This is a genomic window from Alicycliphilus denitrificans K601 (genome assembly GCF_000204645.1).
Taxonomy (GTDB): domain Bacteria; phylum Pseudomonadota; class Gammaproteobacteria; order Burkholderiales; family Burkholderiaceae_C; genus Alicycliphilus; species Alicycliphilus denitrificans.
Window position 1 is genome coordinate 2,999,623 of record NC_015422.1, and the last position, 15,858, is coordinate 3,015,480.

Genomic DNA, 15,858 nt, shown 5'->3' on the forward strand with positions numbered 1-15,858 from the left:
GGCCTGCGCCCCGCAGGCCCTTCCCAATTCAACCACCCTCCTCCACTGCGATGACTGCCTCTACCGACTTCGCCCCCATGCCCGACGCCCAGGGCTTCTTTGGTCCCTATGGCGGCCAGCTGGTGCCGCCGCACCTCAAGCAGGCTATGGACGACATCAACGCCGCCTATGCCGAAATCACCCGCCGGCAGGACTTCCAGGACGAGCTGGCGCAGCTGTTTGCCGACTACGTGGGCCGGCCCAGCCCGATCTTCCACGCCAGGCGGCTGTCGGAGCAGCTGGGCGGCGCGCAGATCCACCTCAAGCGCGAGGACCTGAACCACACCGGCGCGCACAAGATCAACCACTGCCTGGGCGAGGCCCTGCTGGCCAAGTTCATGGGCAAGAAGAAGGTGATCGCCGAGACCGGCGCCGGCCAGCACGGCGTGGCGCTGGCCACGGCCTGCGCGCTGGTGGGCATTCCGTGCGAGATCCACATGGGCCAGGTGGACATCGAGAAGGAGCACCCCAACGTCACCAAGATGCGCATCCTGGGCTGCAAGCTCGTGGCGGTGACGCGCGGCGCGGCCACGCTGAAGGAGGCCGTGGACAGCGCCTTCGAGGAATACCTGACCAACCCCACCGACTACCTCTACGCCATCGGCTCGGTCGTCGGCCCGCACCCGTTCCCGATGATGGTGCGCGACTTCCAGAGCATCGTCGGCCGCGAGGCGCGCGAGCAGTTCCAGGCCAGGCATGGCCGCCTGCCCGACTACGTGGCGGCCTGCGTGGGCGGCGGCAGCAACGCCATGGGCATCTTCACGGCCTTCTTGAACGATACCGGCGTGAAGCTGGTGGGCGTAGAGCCCTCGGGCGAAGGCACGGACAAGCCCGGCCGCCACGCGGCGACGCTGAGCATGGGCAAGCCCGGCGAGATCCACGGCATGAAGTGCTACGTGCTGGAAGACGCCGCAGGCCAGCCGGCCGCGGTGCACAGCATCGCCTCCGGCCTGGACTACCCCGGCGTGGGCCCGCAGCACAGCTACCTCAAGGACATCGGCCGCGTGCAGTACGAGGCGGTGACCGACAAGGAATGCCTGGAGGCATTCATGACCTTGTCGCGCGTGGAGGGCATCATCCCCGCGCTGGAGAGCGCCCACGCCGTGGCCTGGGCCATGCGCGTGGCGCCCGGCCTGCCGAAGGACCAGCACATCCTGGTCAACCTCTCGGGCCGCGGCGACAAGGACGCGGACTACGTGGCCAAGGTGCTGGGCATCTGATTTTTTGCATTTCAAGGAGTTTTGGACATGGCCCTGCCACCCAACAAAGAACGCAGCCGCCGCCTTCGCAAGAAGATGCGCGTGGGCGAATTCCAGGAGTTCGGCTTCGAGTACGAGCTGAAAGTCCGGCAGGCCCTGGCACCCGAGCAGGAAGAGGCGCTGATGGACCGCTTTGTGCGCGAGCTGCTCGTGCCCCGCAACCTGGCCGCCGCCGGCTGGGTGCGCGAGGGCTTCGTCACGGCGTTCGCGCGCGGCTCCGCCACCGAGGACGACCGCCAAGCCACGCAGGCCTGGCTGGCCGCCCAGCCCGAGGTGGCCGAGGCCACGGTGAGCGCGCTCAAGGACGCGTGGTACTTGGAGGACTGAGGTTTCAAGCCTTTTTGCCCTGCAGCGCCCGTCTGGCAAGCGCCAAACGTTATTATTTCGATAGCAATGAGCCTGTTCAGGTCACCGGCGCGGGGTTGAACAGCACCAACTGGTTGTGCAGCTTCCACTGCTCCGCCCAGGTCTTCCTGCGGCCGCTGGCCACGTCAAGCATGAGGTGGAACAGCTCCCAGCCCACGTCCTCAATGCTGGCCTCGCCGTCGGCGATGCGGCCGGCGTTCACGTCCATCAGGTCGTGCCAGCGCCGCGCCAGGTCGCTGCGCGTGGCCACCTTGATGACCGGGCACGCGGCCAAGCCGTAGGGCGTGCCACGCCCGGTGGTGAACACGTGCAGGTTCATGCCGGCGGCCAGCTGCAGCGTGCCGCAGATGAAGTCGCTGGCCGGCGTAGCGGCGTAGAGCAGGCCCTTTCGCGCCGCCCGCTCGCCCGGGGCAACGACGCCGGAGATCGGCGCGCTGCCGCTCTTGACGATGGAGCCCATGGCCTTCTCGACGATGTTGGACAGCCCGCCCTTCTTGTTGCCCGGCGTGGTGTTGGCGCTGCGGTCCACGCGGCCGCGCGCCAGATAGGCGTCGTACCAGGCCATCTGGTCGATCAAGGCCTGCGCCACCTCGGGCGTGGCGGCGCGCGCGGTGAGCTGGTCGATGCCGTCGCGCACCTCCGTCACCTCGCTGAACATCACGGTGGCGCCGGCGCGCACCAACAGGTCGGCGCAGAAGCCCACGGCCGGGTTGGCCGTCACGCCGCTGAAGGCGTCGCTGCCGCCGCACTGCACGCCCACCACCAGCGCGCTGGCCGGCACCGTTTCGCGCCGGCGCGCGTTCAGGCGCGCCAGGTGCGCCTCGGCCTGGCGCAGGATGGACTCGACCATGGACATGAAGCCGACATGCGCCTCGTCCTGCAGGCACACCACGTCCAGCACCGAATCGGCGCTGGCGCCCACGTCGGCCACGTTGCGCTCATCGACCAGCGGGATGCTGCCCGGCGGCAGCAGGCGCTCGGGCTGCAGCTTCTCGCAGCCCAGGCTCACCACCATCAGCTCGCCGCCGAAGTTCGGGTTCAGGCTGATGTTGCGCAGCGTGCGGATGGGCACCGCCGCGTCCGGCGCGTCGATGGCGACGCCGCAGCCGTAGCCGTGCTCCAGCGCCACCACGTCGTCCACATGGGGGTACCTGGGCAGCAGCTCGGCCTTGATGCGCTGCACGGCAAAGGCCGTCACCCCGGCCACGCACTGCACCGTCTGCGTGATGGCCAGGATGTTGCGCGTGCCCACCGAGCCGTCGGCGTTGCGGTAGCCCTCGAAGGTGTAGCCGGCCAGCGGCTCCTGCGGCGCGGGGCGGATGGTGGCGATGGGCAGGCCGTCCAGCGCGCGCGCATCGGGCATCCTGAGCAGGCGCTCGTGCACCCAGCTGCCGGCCGGTATGGGCCGCAGCGCATAGCCTATGACCACGTTGTAGCGGCGCACCGCGCCGCCCTCGGGGATGCCCACCAGCGCCACCTTGTGCGCCTGGGGCACCCTGTCGAGCAGCACCAGGCCGCCGGGCAGCACGGCGCCCGCGGGCAGGCCGCCGTCGTTGGCGACGATGGCGACGTTGTCTGCCGGATGCATGGTGATGGAAAGCGGGGCTTGGGTATTCATCGCACTGTCATCTCGCCACGGGCATCGTCATGGATACGGCTCAATCGGCCTTGATGCCCGCCGCCTTGATCACCTGCGCCCACTTGGCCACCTCGGCCTTCTGGTAGGCGCCGAGCTCGGCGGGGGTCATGGTGGAGGGGATCATGCCGAAGCTCTTGAGGCGCGCCTGCACCTCGGGCGTGGCGACGATCTTCATGATCTCGGCATGCAGCCGGTCCACGATGGCCTTGGGCGTGCCCGCGGGGGCGAACACCGCCTGCCAGGAGCCCATGTCGAAGCCCTTCTGGCCCGCTTCGGCGATGGTGGGCACGTCGGGCAGCGACTCCAGGCGCCTGGAGCTGGTCACGGCGATGGGGCGCAGCTTGCCGGACTGGATGTGGGGGCCGACGATCAGCGTGGTGTCGAACATCATGTCCACCTGGCCGCCGATCACGTCCTGCACAGCCGGGCCGCTGCCCTTGTAGGGCACGTGCGTGAACTTCACGCCCGACTGGTAGGCCAGCAGCTCCAGCGCCATGTGCGGCGATGTGCCCGTGCCCGGCGAGGCCGAGGACAGCCCGCCCGCCGCGGCCTTGGCCTTGCTCGCGGCCAGCACGTCGGCAAGCGTCTTGTAGGGGCTGGCCGCCGGCACCACCAGCACCAGCGGGCCGGAGCCCAGCATGGCGACGGGCGAGAAGGACTTGACGGGATCGTAGTCCAGCTTGGCGTACAGGCTCACGTTGATGGCGTGCGAGCTGATGGTGCCGCCGAGGATGGTGTAGCCGTCGGCCGGCGCGCGCGCGGCAAGGGCCGAGCCTATGCTGCCGCCGGCGCCGCCCTTGTTGTCGATGACCACGGGCGTGCCCAGCGCCTGGCTCAGGGGCTGGGCGATCACGCGCGCCAGGGTGTCGGTGTTGCCGCCGGGCGGAAAGGGCACCACGTAGGTGATGGCCTTGCCCGTGGGCCAGGGAGCCTGCGCCATGGCGGGCATGGCCTGCGAGCCGCCCAGCAGCGCGGCGCTGGCGGCGAGGGTGTGGTGGATGAAGGTGCGGCGTTGCATGGTGGGTCGTCTCCTGGAGAAAGCTCAAAAGCGGGGCTGCCGGCCGGTGAAGGCCGGGTCGTACTTGCGCATCTGCGCGAGGTCGTCGCGGTTGCGGATGCCGCAGCGCAGGTAGTTGTCGTGCAGGCGGGCAAGCGCCTCGCGCTCCAGCGTCACGCCCAGGCCTGGCGCGGTGGGCACGCGCAGGCTGCCCTGCTCGAAGCGCAGGCGGCCGCCCTCGACGACCTCCTCGTCCTGCCAGGGGTAGTGCGTGTCGCAGGCATAGGTGAGCAGCGGCACGCTGGCGCACAGGTGCGCCATGGCCACCAGGCTGATACCCAGGTGCGAGTTGCTGTGCATGGACAGGCCCAGGTCGAAGGTCTTGCACAGCGTGGACAGGCGCTGCGTGGCGCGCAGACCGCCCCAGTAGTGGTGGTCGCTCAGCACGATCTTCACGGGGCAGCCCATCTCGGCGTTGCGGCGGAACTCGGCGAAGTCGGTGACGACCATGTTGGTCGCCAGCGGCACGTCGCACTCGCGCGCCACGGCGGCCATGCCGTCCAGGCCCGGGGCCGGGTCTTCGTAGTACTCCAGCACGCCGCGCAGCTGCCGCACGATCTTCAGGCTGGTCTCCACCGTCCAGTTGCCGTTGGGGTCTATGCGCAGCGGCGTGCCCGGAAAGGCCTCGGCCAGTGCCAGGATGCCCGCGGCCTCCTGCCCGGGCGGCAGGGCCCCGGCCTTGAGCTTGATGCTCTGGAAGCCGTACTGCCCGATCATGCGCCGCGCCTGGGCCACGAGCTGCTCGGGCGTGAGCGCCTCGCCCCAGGCGTCGGGCGCATAGGGCTTGTCGATGTGCTCCGCGTACTTGTAGAACAGGTAGGCCGAGAAGGGCACGGCCTCGCGCGCCGCGCCGCCCAGCAGATCGACCACCGGCGCCCGGGCCAGCTGGCCCTGCAGGTCGAGCATGGCCACCTCGAACGCGCTGACCACCTTGGCCACCGTCTTGGAGACATGGGTGCCCGGCGCCAGCGACACCTGCCGGCCCAGGAATTCCGAGGCCGTCTGCGCGGGCGGCGCAACCAGGGCCGCGACGCGGCGCTCCATCTCGTTGAGAGCCCAGGGCGAGAGCCCTTGCAGCGCCGGCGCGGCCTTGGCCAGCGCATCCAGCATGGGCTGGTCGCCATAGCTCTCGTTGATGCCGACCAGGCCCGAGGCCGTCTCGATCTCGATGATGGAGCGCAGCGCCCAGGGCTCGTGGATGCCCGCCGCGTTGAGCAGCGGCGGGTCGCGGAAGGCAATGGGCGTGATGCGGATGTGGCGGATCGCGTGGGAGGTTGTCATGAAGTATGTCGTCTGATGACTTGCAACAGATTATCATGGCGGACATGAACACCCCATCCACGGGATTACCCGAATCCCCCTCCTCCACGGCCACGCCCACCCCTTCGCTGCGCGGCCGGGCCGGCCGTGGCGGGGGGCGCAGCCTGGCGAACCTGCTGTCCGAAGAATTCGAGAACAAGATCCGCCAGGGCCTGCTGCGCGAAGGGGACAAGCTGCCCACCGAGTCCGAGCTGGTGCGGGACTACGACGTGAGCCGCACCGTCGTGCGCGAAGCCCTGTCCAAGCTGCAGGCCGCGGGCCTGGTGGAGACGCGCCACGGCATAGGCACCTTCGTGCTGCCCGCGCGGGACGGCGCGGGCCTGACCCTCGACGCGCGCGAGCTGAGCGAGTCGGTGGACGTGCTGGCCGTGCTGGAGCTGCGCATCAGCCTGGAGACCGAGGCCGCCGGCCTGGCCGCGCAGCGCCGCAGCAGCGAGCACCTGCAGGCCCTGCGCGACGCGCTGCAGGCCTTCGAGCGCCACGCGGCCAGCGGCGGCGACACCGTCACGCACGACCTGGCGTTCCACCTGGGCATCGCCCAGGCCACGGGCAACCGGTATTTCAGGGACATCCTGGCGCACTTCGGCGCCCTGCTGGTCCCGCGCACGCGCATCACCTCGCTGCAGGCGCCCACGCACGCCCCCGACTACCTGCGCCGCGTGAACCGAGAGCACGAGGAGATCTACAACGCCATCGAGCGCCAGGACGCCGACTCGGCCCGCGCGGCCATGCGCATCCACCTGACCAACTCGCGCGAGCGGCTGCGGCTGGCGCAGCGCGCGAGCGCGCCCCGTACCTGAACGGGCCCTGCGCCGCGCTGGCGGAAATACCGCTTGCATCACTCGCCGTATGTTGTATGATGACATATAACAAATCACAGGAGACACACCGCATGCCCCAGCACCCCCTCACCCGCCGCGCCGCCGCCATCGCCCTCGCCGGCCTGTGCGCCGCCGCGCTGCCCCTTGGCGCCCAGGCCGCCGGCCAGTGGCCCAGCCGCCCCCTGAAGATCGTCGTGCCCTACCCGCCGGGCGGCAGCTCGGACATCATCGCGCGCTCCATCAGCCAGCACCTGTCGGAAGCGCTCGGGCAGCCGGTGATCGTGGACAACAAGCCCGGCGCCAACGGCAACCTGGGCGCCGACTTCGTGGCCAAGGCCGCGCCCGACGGCTACACCCTGCTGCTGTGCGACCTGGGCGCGCTGGCCATCAGCCCCTCGGTCTACACCCGGCTCGCGTTCGACCCGTCCAAGGACCTGCGCGGCACGGCCATGCTGGCCTACTCGCCCCACCTGCTGGTGGTCCATCCCTCGGTGAAGGCGAACAACCTCAAGGAGCTGGTGGAGCTGTCCAAGACCAGCGACCTGAACTTCGCCGTCACCGCCACGGGCAGCGCGCCGCACCTGGCCGGCGTGGAGCTGGCCCGCGCCACGGGCGCCAAGTGGGTCTACGTGCCCTACAAGGGCGGCGTGCAGTCGGTGCAGGACACGGTGGCCGGCCAGACCCAGGTGCTCATGAACGGCATGCTGGCCACCTACCCCCACGTGCAGAGCGGCAAGCTCAAGCTGCTGGGCGTGTCCAAGCGCGAGCGCATGCCGCTGATCGGCAGCGTACCCACCATCGCCGAGCAGGGCGTGCCCGGCTACGAGACCGGCACCTGGCAAGGCGTGATGCTGCCCGCGGGCACGCCGCCAGCCATCGTCAAACGCCTCGGCGAAACGCTGGTCGCCGCCATCCGCAACCCCGAGGTGCGCGCGCGCCTGGCCGGCCAGGGCGCCGAGGTGGTGACCATGTCGCCCGCCGAGGTGGACAGGTTCTTCGCCGCCGAGCGCGCCCGCTGGTCCAAGGTGGTGCAGCAGGAAAAGCTGCAGCTCGACTGACGCCTCATCCACGCATCCATTTCCCCCATCGCCCCAACCCGCCGCGCAGCGGCCCCGAAAGAAAGACCGACATGACTCCCCAAGACCTCAAGAACGTGATGGGCTCCGGCCTGCTGTCGTTCCCCATCACCGACTTCGATGCCAACGGCGACTTCGATGCCAAGAGCTATGCCGCGCGCCTGGAATGGCTCGCCCCCTTCGGCGCCAGCGCCCTGTTCGCCGCGGGCGGCACGGGCGAGTACTTCTCGCTCACGGCCGGCGAGTACCCCGCCATCATCCGCACCGCGGTGGACACCTGCCGGGGCAAGGTGCCCATCATCGCCGGCGCGGGCGGCCCCACGCGCTTCGCCATCGAATGCGCCCAGGCGGCGGAGAAGGCCGGCGCGCACGGTATCCTGCTCATGCCGCACTACATGACCGAGGCCAGCCAGGAAGGCCTGGCCGCGCACGTGGAGGCCGTGTGCAAGAGCGTGGACTTCGGCGTGATCATCTACAACCGCGGCGTGAGCCGCTACACGCCCGAAACCGTGGCGCGCCTGTGCGAGCGCAACCCGAACCTGGTGGGCTTCAAGGACGGCGTGGGCGACATCGAGGGCATGGCCAGCATGTTCCTCGCCATGGGCGACCGCCTGGCCTACCTGGGCGGCCTGCCCACGGCCGAGGTCTACGCCGCGGCCTACAAGGCGCTGGGCACGCCCGTGTACTCGTCGGCCGTGTTCAACTTCATCCCCAGGACGGCCATGCGCTTCTACGAGGCCGTGAAGAACGACGACCAGGCCACCCAGCACCAGCTGCTCAAGGACTTCTTCATGCCCTACCTGAAGATCCGCAACCGCAGCGCGGGCTACGCCGTGAGCATCATCAAGGCGGGCGCGCGCATCGTGGGCCACCCCGCGGGCCCGGTGCGCCCGCCGCTGGCCGACCTGCAGCCCGACGAGGTCGAGATGCTGGCCGCGCTGATCCGCAAGGTCGAGCAGGCCTGACGGACCCGGTCCCGCACCGCGAGCGGCGGCGGGGCCACCTTCATCGCACACGAACTACACAAGGAGCAGACCAATGAAGAAGATCCTCCTGGCCCTCACGGCCAGCGTGGCCCTGTCCGCCGCGGCCGCGTGGCCCGAGAAGAGCGTGAACGTCATCGTGCCCTTCCCGGCGGGCGGCTCCACCGACACCATCGCCCGCGCCATGGCGCAGCACATGGGCGAAAAACTCGGCCAGCCCTTCGTGGTGGACAACCGCCCCGGCGCCACGGGCACCATAGGCGCCACCGCGGTCAAGCGCGCCGCGCCCGACGGCTATACGCTGCTGGTGGCATCGCTCGGCCCCTTCGTGATCGCGCCGCACCTGGTGAAGAACATCCCGTACGACGCGGTGAAGGACTTCGACTACATCAGCCTGCCCGTGCAGGCGCCGAACGTGCTCGTGGCCTCGCCCGCGCAGAAGGCGCGCACCGTGGCCGATGTGATCGCCGCGCTCAAGGCCCAGCCCGGCAAGATCAGCTTCGCCAGCTCGGGCAACGGCTCGTCGGACCACCTTTCGGCCGAGCTGTTCTGGCAGCAGAGCGGCACCTCGGGCCTGCACATCCCCTACAAGGGCGGCGCGCCGGCCATCAACGACCTGCTGGGCGGCCAGGTGGACTTCTCGTTCCAGAACGTGAACGCCGTGCTGCCGCACATCCGCGCCGGCAAGCTGCATGCCATCGCCGTCACCGGCGACCGGCGCTCGCCCGTGCTGCCCGACGTGCCCACGCTGGCCGAGGCCGGCGTGAAGGGCGCCGAGATCTATTCCTGGCAGGGCCTGGCCGCCCCCAGGGGCCTGCCCGCCGAGGTGAAGAAGAAGCTGGCCGACGCCGCCATCCAGGCCATCAGCGAGCCGGCGCTGAAGAAGCGCCTGACCGAGCAGGGCATGGAGATCGTGGCCAACACGCCCGAGGAGTTCGCGGCCTTCCAGGCGCGCGAGTACGCGCGCTGGAAGACGCTGATCGAGGCCCGCAGGATCACGGCGGACTGACCCACGCCCCCATGACGCAACGCCCTCCCCGCATCCTCCAGTACGGCCGGATGCCCCTGCCCGCGCTCGACCGTGAACTGGCCGAGCGCTACGACGTGGCCGTGCTCAGCGAGCAGGCCGACCCCGCCCGCTTCCTCGCCGGGCACGGCGCCACGTTCGACTGCGTGGTCACCTCCGCCGCCATGGGCCTGCCCGCCCACGTGGTCGATGCCCTGCCCCACCTCAGGTACGTGAGCAGCTTCGGTGTGGGTTTCGACGCGCTGGACCGGCAGGCGCTGCTGCGCCGCGGCGCGCGCGTGGGCTACACCCCCGGCGTGCTCGACGACTGCGTGGCCGACATGGCCTTCGCCCTGCTGCTCGACGCGGCGCGCGGCCTGTCCGCGGCCGACCGCTTCGTGCGCCGCGGCGGCTGGAGCCGCCAGCGTTTCGGCATACATACACGCGCCAGCGGCAAGCGCCTGGGCATCTTCGGCATGGGCCGCATCGGCAGCGCCGTGGCGCGGCGCGCAGCCGGCTTCGACATGCAGGTGGCCTACCACAACCGGCGCCCGGTCGAGGGCTCGCCCCACCGGTACCTGCCCTCGCTGCTGGAGCTGGCGCGCTGGGCGGACTTCCTGGTCGTCACCACCGCCGGCGGCGAGGGCACGCGCCACCTGGTGAATGCCGAGGTGCTCGACGCGCTGGGCCCGCAGGGCTTCCTGGTCAACGTGGCGCGCGGCAGCGTGGTTCATGAAGCCGCGCTGGCGGCCGCGCTGCAGGGCGGACGCATCGCCGGCGCGGGCCTGGACGTGTTCGAGGACGAGCCCCGCCCCCTGCCCGCGCTGCTGGCGCTGGACAACGTGGTGCTGGCGCCGCACATCGCCAGTGGCACGCACGAGACCCGGCGCGCCATGGCCGACCTGGTGCTGGCGAACCTCGCGCACTGCCTCGCCACCGGCCGCCCCGTGGCCGAGGTGCCCTGGTCCGCCGAGGCCGCCGCTGGCCGGCAGGCGCAGGCCGCCTGACTTTCACCCCCCACTTCCGTTCGCATCCGCCATGACCCAGACACCCACCATCACCGACATCGAAGTCATCCCCGTCGCCGGCCGCGACGGCATGCTGATGAACCTGAGCGGCGCGCACGCGCCCTTCTTCACGCGCAACGTCGTGCTCATCCACGACAGCGCCGGCCGCACCGGCGTGGGCGAGGTGCCTGGCGGCGAAGGCATACGCCAGGCGCTGGAGGACAGCAGGCGCGTGCTCGTCGGCCAGTCCATCGGCCGGCGCCTGCAGTTGCTGCAGCAGGTGCAGAAGAACCTGGAAGGGCGCGACGCGGGCGGGCGCGGCCTGCAGACCTTCGACCTGCGCATCGGCGTGCACGCCGTCACGGCCGCGGAATCGGCGCTGCTGGACCTGCTGGGCCAGCACCTGGGCGTGCCCGTGGCCGCGCTGCTCGGCGAGGGCCAGCAGCGCGAGCGCGTGGAGATGCTGGGCTACCTGTTCTTCGTCGGCCCCAGCGACAGGACCGGCCTGCCCTACGTGAAGCCCGGCGAGGACAAGAGCGGCAGCGACGACTGGATCCAGGTGCGCCACATGGAGGCCATGACGCCCGAGTCCATCGTGCGCCAGGCCGAGGCCGCGCACGCGCGCTACGGCTTCAACGATTTCAAGCTCAAGGGCGGCGTGCTCGCGGGCGAGCAGGAGGTCGAGGCCGCCGCCGCCCTGGCCCGGCGCTTCCCCCAGGCGCGCGTCACGCTGGACCCCAACGGCGGCTGGCTGCTCAAGGACGCGATCCGCCTGATGCGCGACATGCGCGGCGTGCTCGCCTATGCCGAGGACCCCTGCGGCGCCGAGGGCGGCTTCTCGGGCCGCGAGGTCATGGCCGAATTCCGCCGCGCCACCGGCCTGCCCACGGCCACCAACATGATCGCCACCGACTGGCGCCAGATGGTGCATGCGCTCGCGCTGCAGTCGGTGGACATCCCGCTGGCCGACCCGCATTTCTGGACCATGGCCGGCTCGGTGCGCGTGGGCCAGACCTGCCGCGACTGGGGGCTCACCTGGGGCTCGCACTCCAACAACCACTTCGACATCTCGTTGGCCATGTTCACCCACGTGGCCGCCGCCGTGCCCGGCAAGGTCACGGCCATCGACACGCACTGGATCTGGCAGGACGGCCAGTTCCTCACCCAGAACCCGCTGCAAATCAAGGGCGGCTTCGTCGAGGTGCCGCAGGCGCCGGGCCTGGGCGTGACCGTGGACCGCGCAGCGCTCAAGCGCGCCAACGCCCTGTACCAGGAGCATGGCCTGGGCGCGCGCGACGACGCCATGGCCATGCAGTCCCTGATCCCGGGCTGGACCTTCGACAACAAGCGCCCCTGCATGGTGCGCTAACCAAACTCCCATTTCGATAGCTGCCAGCGCTTGCCCAGTGGGCGCTGGAGGCCAAAAACCTTCAAGACACCATGACCCAGCACCACAACCTGATCGGCGGCCGGTGGACGCCCGGCGCGTCCTGTGCCCCCAACACCAACCCCAGCGACCTGTCGGACGTGATCGGCGAATACGCCCAGGGCGGGGCCGATGACGTGCAGGCCGCCGTTGCCGCGGCCACGGCCGCGTTCCCGGCCTGGAGCACCTCGGGCATCCAGGCGCGCCACGATGCGCTGGACAAGATCGGCAACGAGATCCTGGCGCGCAAGGAGGAACTCGGCGACCTGCTCGCGCGCGAGGAGGGCAAGACCCGCCCCGAGGCCATCGGCGAGGTGGCGCGCGCGGGCCAGATCTTCAAGTTCTTCGCCGGCGAATGCCTGCGCCTGGCGGGCGAGGTGCTGCCCTCGGTGCGCCCCAACATCGGCGTGGAGATCACGCGCGAGCCCGTCGGCGTGGTGGGCCTCATCACGCCGTGGAACTTCCCCATCGCCATTCCCGCCTGGAAGATCGCCCCGGCCCTGGCCTACGGCAATTGCGTGGTCCTGAAGCCCGCCGACCTGGTGCCGGGCTGCGCCTGGGCGCTGGCCGAGATCATCCACAAGAGCGGCATCCCGGCCGGCGTGTTCAACCTCGTCATGGGGCGCGGGCGCGTGATCGGCGAGGCGCTGGTGAACCACCCCGGCGTGGCGGCCATCAGCTTCACCGGCTCGGTGGGCGTGGGCCGCGGCATCGCCGCGGCCTGCGCGAAGTCCGGCAAGAAGGTGCAGCTGGAGATGGGCGGCAAGAACCCGCAAATCGTGCTCGACGATGCCGACCTCGCCCAGGCCGTGGAACTGTCGGCGCAAAGCGGCTTCTACTCCACCGGCCAGCGCTGCACGGCGTCCAGCCGCCTGATCGTGACCGACGCGATCTACCCCGCCTTCGTCGAGGCGCTGCAGGCGCGCATGGCCAGGATCAAGGTGGGCGACGCGCGCGCCGCCGGCACCGACATGGGCCCCGTGGTCAGCCAGGCGCAACTGGAGCAGGACCTGGCCTACGTGGAGATCGCCAAGACCGAGGGCGCCCGGCTGGCCGCTGGCGGCGAGCGCGTGGCCTGCCACACGGGCAGCGGCAGGCAGGGTTTCTTCATGGCGCCCACGCTGTTCGTGGACACCGCCCCCGGCATGCGCATCAACCGCGAGGAGGTCTTCGGCCCCGTGGCCAGCGTGATCCGCGTGCAGGACTACGAGGAGGCGCTGGCCGTGGCCAACGACACGCCGTTCGGCCTGTCGGCCGGCATCGCCACGACGAGCCTCAAGCACGCCACGCACTTCAAGCGCCACAGCCAGGCCGGCATGGTGATGGTCAACCTGCCCACGGCGGGCGTGGACTACCACGTGCCCTTCGGCGGCCGCAAGGGCAGCAGCTACGGCCCGCGCGAGCAGGGGCGCTACGCGCAGGAGTTCTACACCACGGTGAAAACGGCCTACACGTTGGCCTGAGGGCGTGTTTACGATCTGAGGGCGTTGTCAGGAGAGAATGCCCGCCTTGGCCGGCTTTCCTCTCCTCGCGTGTCCTCTTCCCTGCCCTGGATCCAATCGCCCGACGGCTTCCCGCACCCCAGCCGCAGCTGGGACGCAGCATCCCCCGCCCCCGGGCTGCTGGCGGCCGGCGGCGAGCTGGACGTGCCCTACCTGCTCGCTGCGTACCGGCAGGGCATCTTCCCGTGGTTCGGCGCGGGCCAGCCCATCCTGTGGTGGAGCCCCGACCCGCGCATGGTGCTGCACGTGCAGGAGTTCCGCCTGCACCGCTCGCTGCGCCGCGTGCTGCAGCGCTTTCGCGCCACGCCGGGCTGCGAGGTGCGCATCGACAGCGACTTCCCCGCCGTGATCCGCGCCTGCGCGCAGACGCCGCGCGCCGGCCAGGACGGCACCTGGATCGTGCCGCGCATGGTGGCGGCCTACGAGGCGCTGCACGCCGCGGGCCATGCGCACAGCGTGGAGACCTGGGTGGACGGCCGGCTGGCGGGCGGGCTGTACTGCGTGGCGCTGGGGCGCGCGGTGTTCGGCGAGTCGATGTTCGCGCACGCGACCGACGCCTCCAAGATCGCGCTGGCCGCGCTCGTCTGCCTGTGCCGGCGCGAGGGCGTGGCGCTGATCGACTGCCAGCAGAACACCGGCCACCTGGCATCGCTGGGCGCGCGCGAGATCGGCCGCGCGCAGTTCCTGCGCCACGTGGCCCAGGCCCGGGCAGAGCCCCCCTGCGACTGGCGATTCGAGCCCGTATACTGGAACGAGCTTTTGCCACCGACCTCCGCGGCGTGACCCAGCTCAACGACCTTCCGCTGCAAAGCCTGCAGTTCTATGCCACGGCGCCCTATCCGTGCAGCTACCTGCCACAGCGGCAGGCGCGCTCGCAGGTGGCTACGCCCAGCCACCTGATCCAGAACGCCGTGTACTCCGACCTTGTGGCACGGGGCTTCAGGCGCAGCGGCATGTTCACCTACCGCCCGCACTGCGAGGGCTGCCAGGCCTGCATCCCGCTGCGCGTGCTGGCCGATTCGTTCCGCCCCGACCGCAGCCAGCGCCGCGCCTGGAGGCGCCACGCCGGCCTGCAGGCGCGCGTGCTGCGCCTGTGCTACATGCCCGAGCATTACCAGCTCTACCTGCGCTACCAGACCGCGCGCCACGCGGGCGGCGGCATGGACCACGACAGCATCGACCAGTACACGCAGTTCCTGCTGCAAAGCCGCGTCAACTCGCGGCTTGTCGAATTCCGCGAGCCCGACGCTGACGGCCGGCCCGGCGCGCTCAAGATGGTGTCCATCCTCGACGTGCTGGAGGACGGCATCTCCGCCGTCTACACCTTCTACGAGCCCGAGGAAGGCACGAGCTACGGCACCTACAACGTGCTGTGGCAGCTGCAGCAGGCCCGCGCGCTGGGCCTGCCCCACGTCTACCTGGGCTACTGGATAGAGCAAAGCCCCAAGATGAACTACAAGGCGCGCTTCCTGCCGCACGAGCTGCTCATCGGCGAGAAGTGGCAGCCGCCTGCCGGGCGCTGAAGTTTCAAGCCGAATCGGCCTCCAACGCCCGTCCAGCAAGCGACATCAGCTCTCTATTGGATAGCAGCCCGCTCACGGCGCCAGGTCGAACACCAGCACCTCGGCGTCGCGGCCGCCGTCCAGCCGGAGCTGCGCCTCGCCCTCCAGCAGCGCCGCGTCGCCGCCCTGCAGCGGCATGCCGTTGACCTGCAGCGCGCCGCGCACCAGGTGCACGTAGGCCTTGCGCCGCGGTTCCAGCGCCAGCGTGGCGCACTCGGCCCCGTCGAACAGCCCCGCGTGCAGCGACGCATCGGCATGGATGCGCACCACGCCCGGCCCGCCCGTGGGCGAGGCCACGAGCCGCAGCCGGCCGCGCTTGTCCGCCTCGGGCACGCTCACCTGCTCGTAGCTCGGCGCGATGCCGCGCACGTCGGGCTCGATCCAGATCTGCAGGAAATGCGTGGCCTGGCCCTGGGCGTGGTTGAACTCGCTGTGCATCACGCCCGTGCCCGCGCTCATGCGCTGCACGTCGCCCGGCGGTATGCCCTTCACGTTGCCCATGCTGTCCTGGTGCGCCAGCTCGCCCGAGAGCACGTAGCTGATGATCTCCATGTCGCGGTGGCCGTGCGTGCCGAAGCCCGTGCCGGGGGCGATGCGGTCCTCGTTGATGACGCGCAGGTTGCCCCAGCCCATGTGGCGCGGGTCGTAGTAGCCCGCGAACGAGAAGCTGTGGTACGAGTTGAGCCAGCCATGGTCGGCGTGGCCGCGGTCCTGCGATTTGCGGATGGTCAGCATGAGGCGCTCCTTCGAATGTCGTTCGCGCCAATGTAGGCCCGCACCGGCGCTTGCGGGAGC

At 70.5% G+C, this 15,858-nt stretch carries 15 protein-coding genes; 11 read left to right on the forward strand and 4 right to left on the reverse strand.

Annotation, left to right across the window (positions count from 1 at the left end):
- Positions 1-50: 50 nt before the first annotated feature.
- Both trpB and ALIDE2_RS14305 read left to right on the forward strand, forming a co-directional pair.
- Positions 51-1,259, forward strand: coding sequence for a tryptophan synthase subunit beta (gene trpB, locus ALIDE2_RS14300; protein ID WP_013519384.1), 1,209 nt, complete (start codon positions 51-53; stop codon positions 1,257-1,259).
- Between the two features lie 27 nt (positions 1,260-1,286).
- A complete protein-coding gene (locus ALIDE2_RS14305; protein ID WP_013722393.1) occupies positions 1,287-1,625 on the forward strand; it encodes a YggL family protein in 339 nt (112 codons plus the stop codon).
- A 76-nt stretch (positions 1,626-1,701) separates the two neighbouring features.
- Here the strand turns inward: ALIDE2_RS14305 and garD are convergent, their stop codons facing one another.
- From garD to ALIDE2_RS14320, 3 genes are read right to left on the reverse strand one after another with little or no spacing between them, the layout of a single operon-like run.
- On the reverse strand, positions 1,702-3,282 hold the full coding sequence (gene garD, locus ALIDE2_RS14310) for a galactarate dehydratase (RefSeq protein ID WP_013722394.1): 1,581 nt from the start codon (positions 3,280-3,282) through the stop codon (positions 1,702-1,704).
- A gap of 40 nt (positions 3,283-3,322) precedes the next feature.
- A complete protein-coding gene (locus tag ALIDE2_RS14315; RefSeq protein WP_013722395.1) occupies positions 3,323-4,321 on the reverse strand; it encodes a Bug family tripartite tricarboxylate transporter substrate binding protein in 999 nt (332 codons plus the stop codon).
- Between the two features lie 24 nt (positions 4,322-4,345).
- Entirely contained in the window at positions 4,346-5,641 is a 1,296-nt protein-coding gene (locus ALIDE2_RS14320; RefSeq protein WP_013722396.1) for a glucarate dehydratase family protein, read from the reverse strand.
- A gap of 44 nt (positions 5,642-5,685) precedes the next feature.
- Between ALIDE2_RS14320 and ALIDE2_RS14325 the strand changes: the two genes are divergently transcribed.
- The 9 genes from ALIDE2_RS14325 (at position 5,686) to ALIDE2_RS14365 (ending at position 15,024) form a co-directional block, all read left to right on the forward strand.
- Entirely contained in the window at positions 5,686-6,480 is a 795-nt protein-coding gene (locus ALIDE2_RS14325; RefSeq protein WP_238530024.1) for a FadR/GntR family transcriptional regulator, read from the forward strand.
- Between the two features lie 92 nt (positions 6,481-6,572).
- On the forward strand, positions 6,573-7,559 hold the full coding sequence (locus ALIDE2_RS14330; RefSeq protein ID WP_013722398.1) for a Bug family tripartite tricarboxylate transporter substrate binding protein: 987 nt from the start codon (positions 6,573-6,575) through the stop codon (positions 7,557-7,559).
- Positions 7,560-7,630: 71 nt separating this feature from the next.
- A complete protein-coding gene (kdgD, locus tag ALIDE2_RS14335) occupies positions 7,631-8,542 on the forward strand; it encodes a 5-dehydro-4-deoxyglucarate dehydratase (RefSeq protein WP_013722399.1) in 912 nt (303 codons plus the stop codon).
- Between the two features lie 73 nt (positions 8,543-8,615).
- Positions 8,616-9,569 carry a Bug family tripartite tricarboxylate transporter substrate binding protein gene (locus tag ALIDE2_RS14340; RefSeq protein ID WP_013722400.1) on the forward strand — a complete coding sequence of 318 codons (954 nt, stop codon included), beginning with the start codon at positions 8,616-8,618 and terminating at the stop codon, positions 9,567-9,569.
- Between the two features lie 11 nt (positions 9,570-9,580).
- The gene (locus tag ALIDE2_RS14345) at positions 9,581-10,573 is read left to right on the forward strand and encodes a 2-hydroxyacid dehydrogenase (RefSeq protein ID WP_013722401.1); all 993 of its coding nucleotides are present in this window, start codon (positions 9,581-9,583) and stop codon (positions 10,571-10,573) included.
- A gap of 31 nt (positions 10,574-10,604) precedes the next feature.
- A complete protein-coding gene (locus tag ALIDE2_RS14350; protein ID WP_013722402.1) occupies positions 10,605-11,942 on the forward strand; it encodes an enolase C-terminal domain-like protein in 1,338 nt (445 codons plus the stop codon).
- Positions 11,943-12,013: 71 nt separating this feature from the next.
- Positions 12,014-13,462: an aldehyde dehydrogenase family protein gene (locus ALIDE2_RS14355; RefSeq protein WP_013722403.1), complete on the forward strand. Its 1,449-nt coding sequence runs from the start codon at positions 12,014-12,016 to the stop codon at positions 13,460-13,462.
- A 69-nt stretch (positions 13,463-13,531) separates the two neighbouring features.
- Positions 13,532-14,284 (forward strand): leucyl/phenylalanyl-tRNA--protein transferase, encoded by a 753-nt coding sequence (aat, locus tag ALIDE2_RS14360; RefSeq protein WP_013722404.1) that lies wholly within the window; start codon positions 13,532-13,534, stop codon positions 14,282-14,284.
- A complete protein-coding gene (locus ALIDE2_RS14365) occupies positions 14,281-15,024 on the forward strand; it encodes an arginyltransferase (protein ID WP_013519397.1) in 744 nt (247 codons plus the stop codon). The genes aat and ALIDE2_RS14365 overlap by 4 nt, the downstream gene beginning before the upstream one ends.
- Before the next feature lie 72 nt (positions 15,025-15,096).
- On the opposite strand, the gene ALIDE2_RS14370 is transcribed toward ALIDE2_RS14365, so the two are convergent.
- Positions 15,097-15,798 (reverse strand): pirin family protein, encoded by a 702-nt coding sequence (locus tag ALIDE2_RS14370; protein ID WP_013519398.1) that lies wholly within the window; start codon positions 15,796-15,798, stop codon positions 15,097-15,099.
- Between the last annotated feature and the right edge of the window lie 60 nt (positions 15,799-15,858).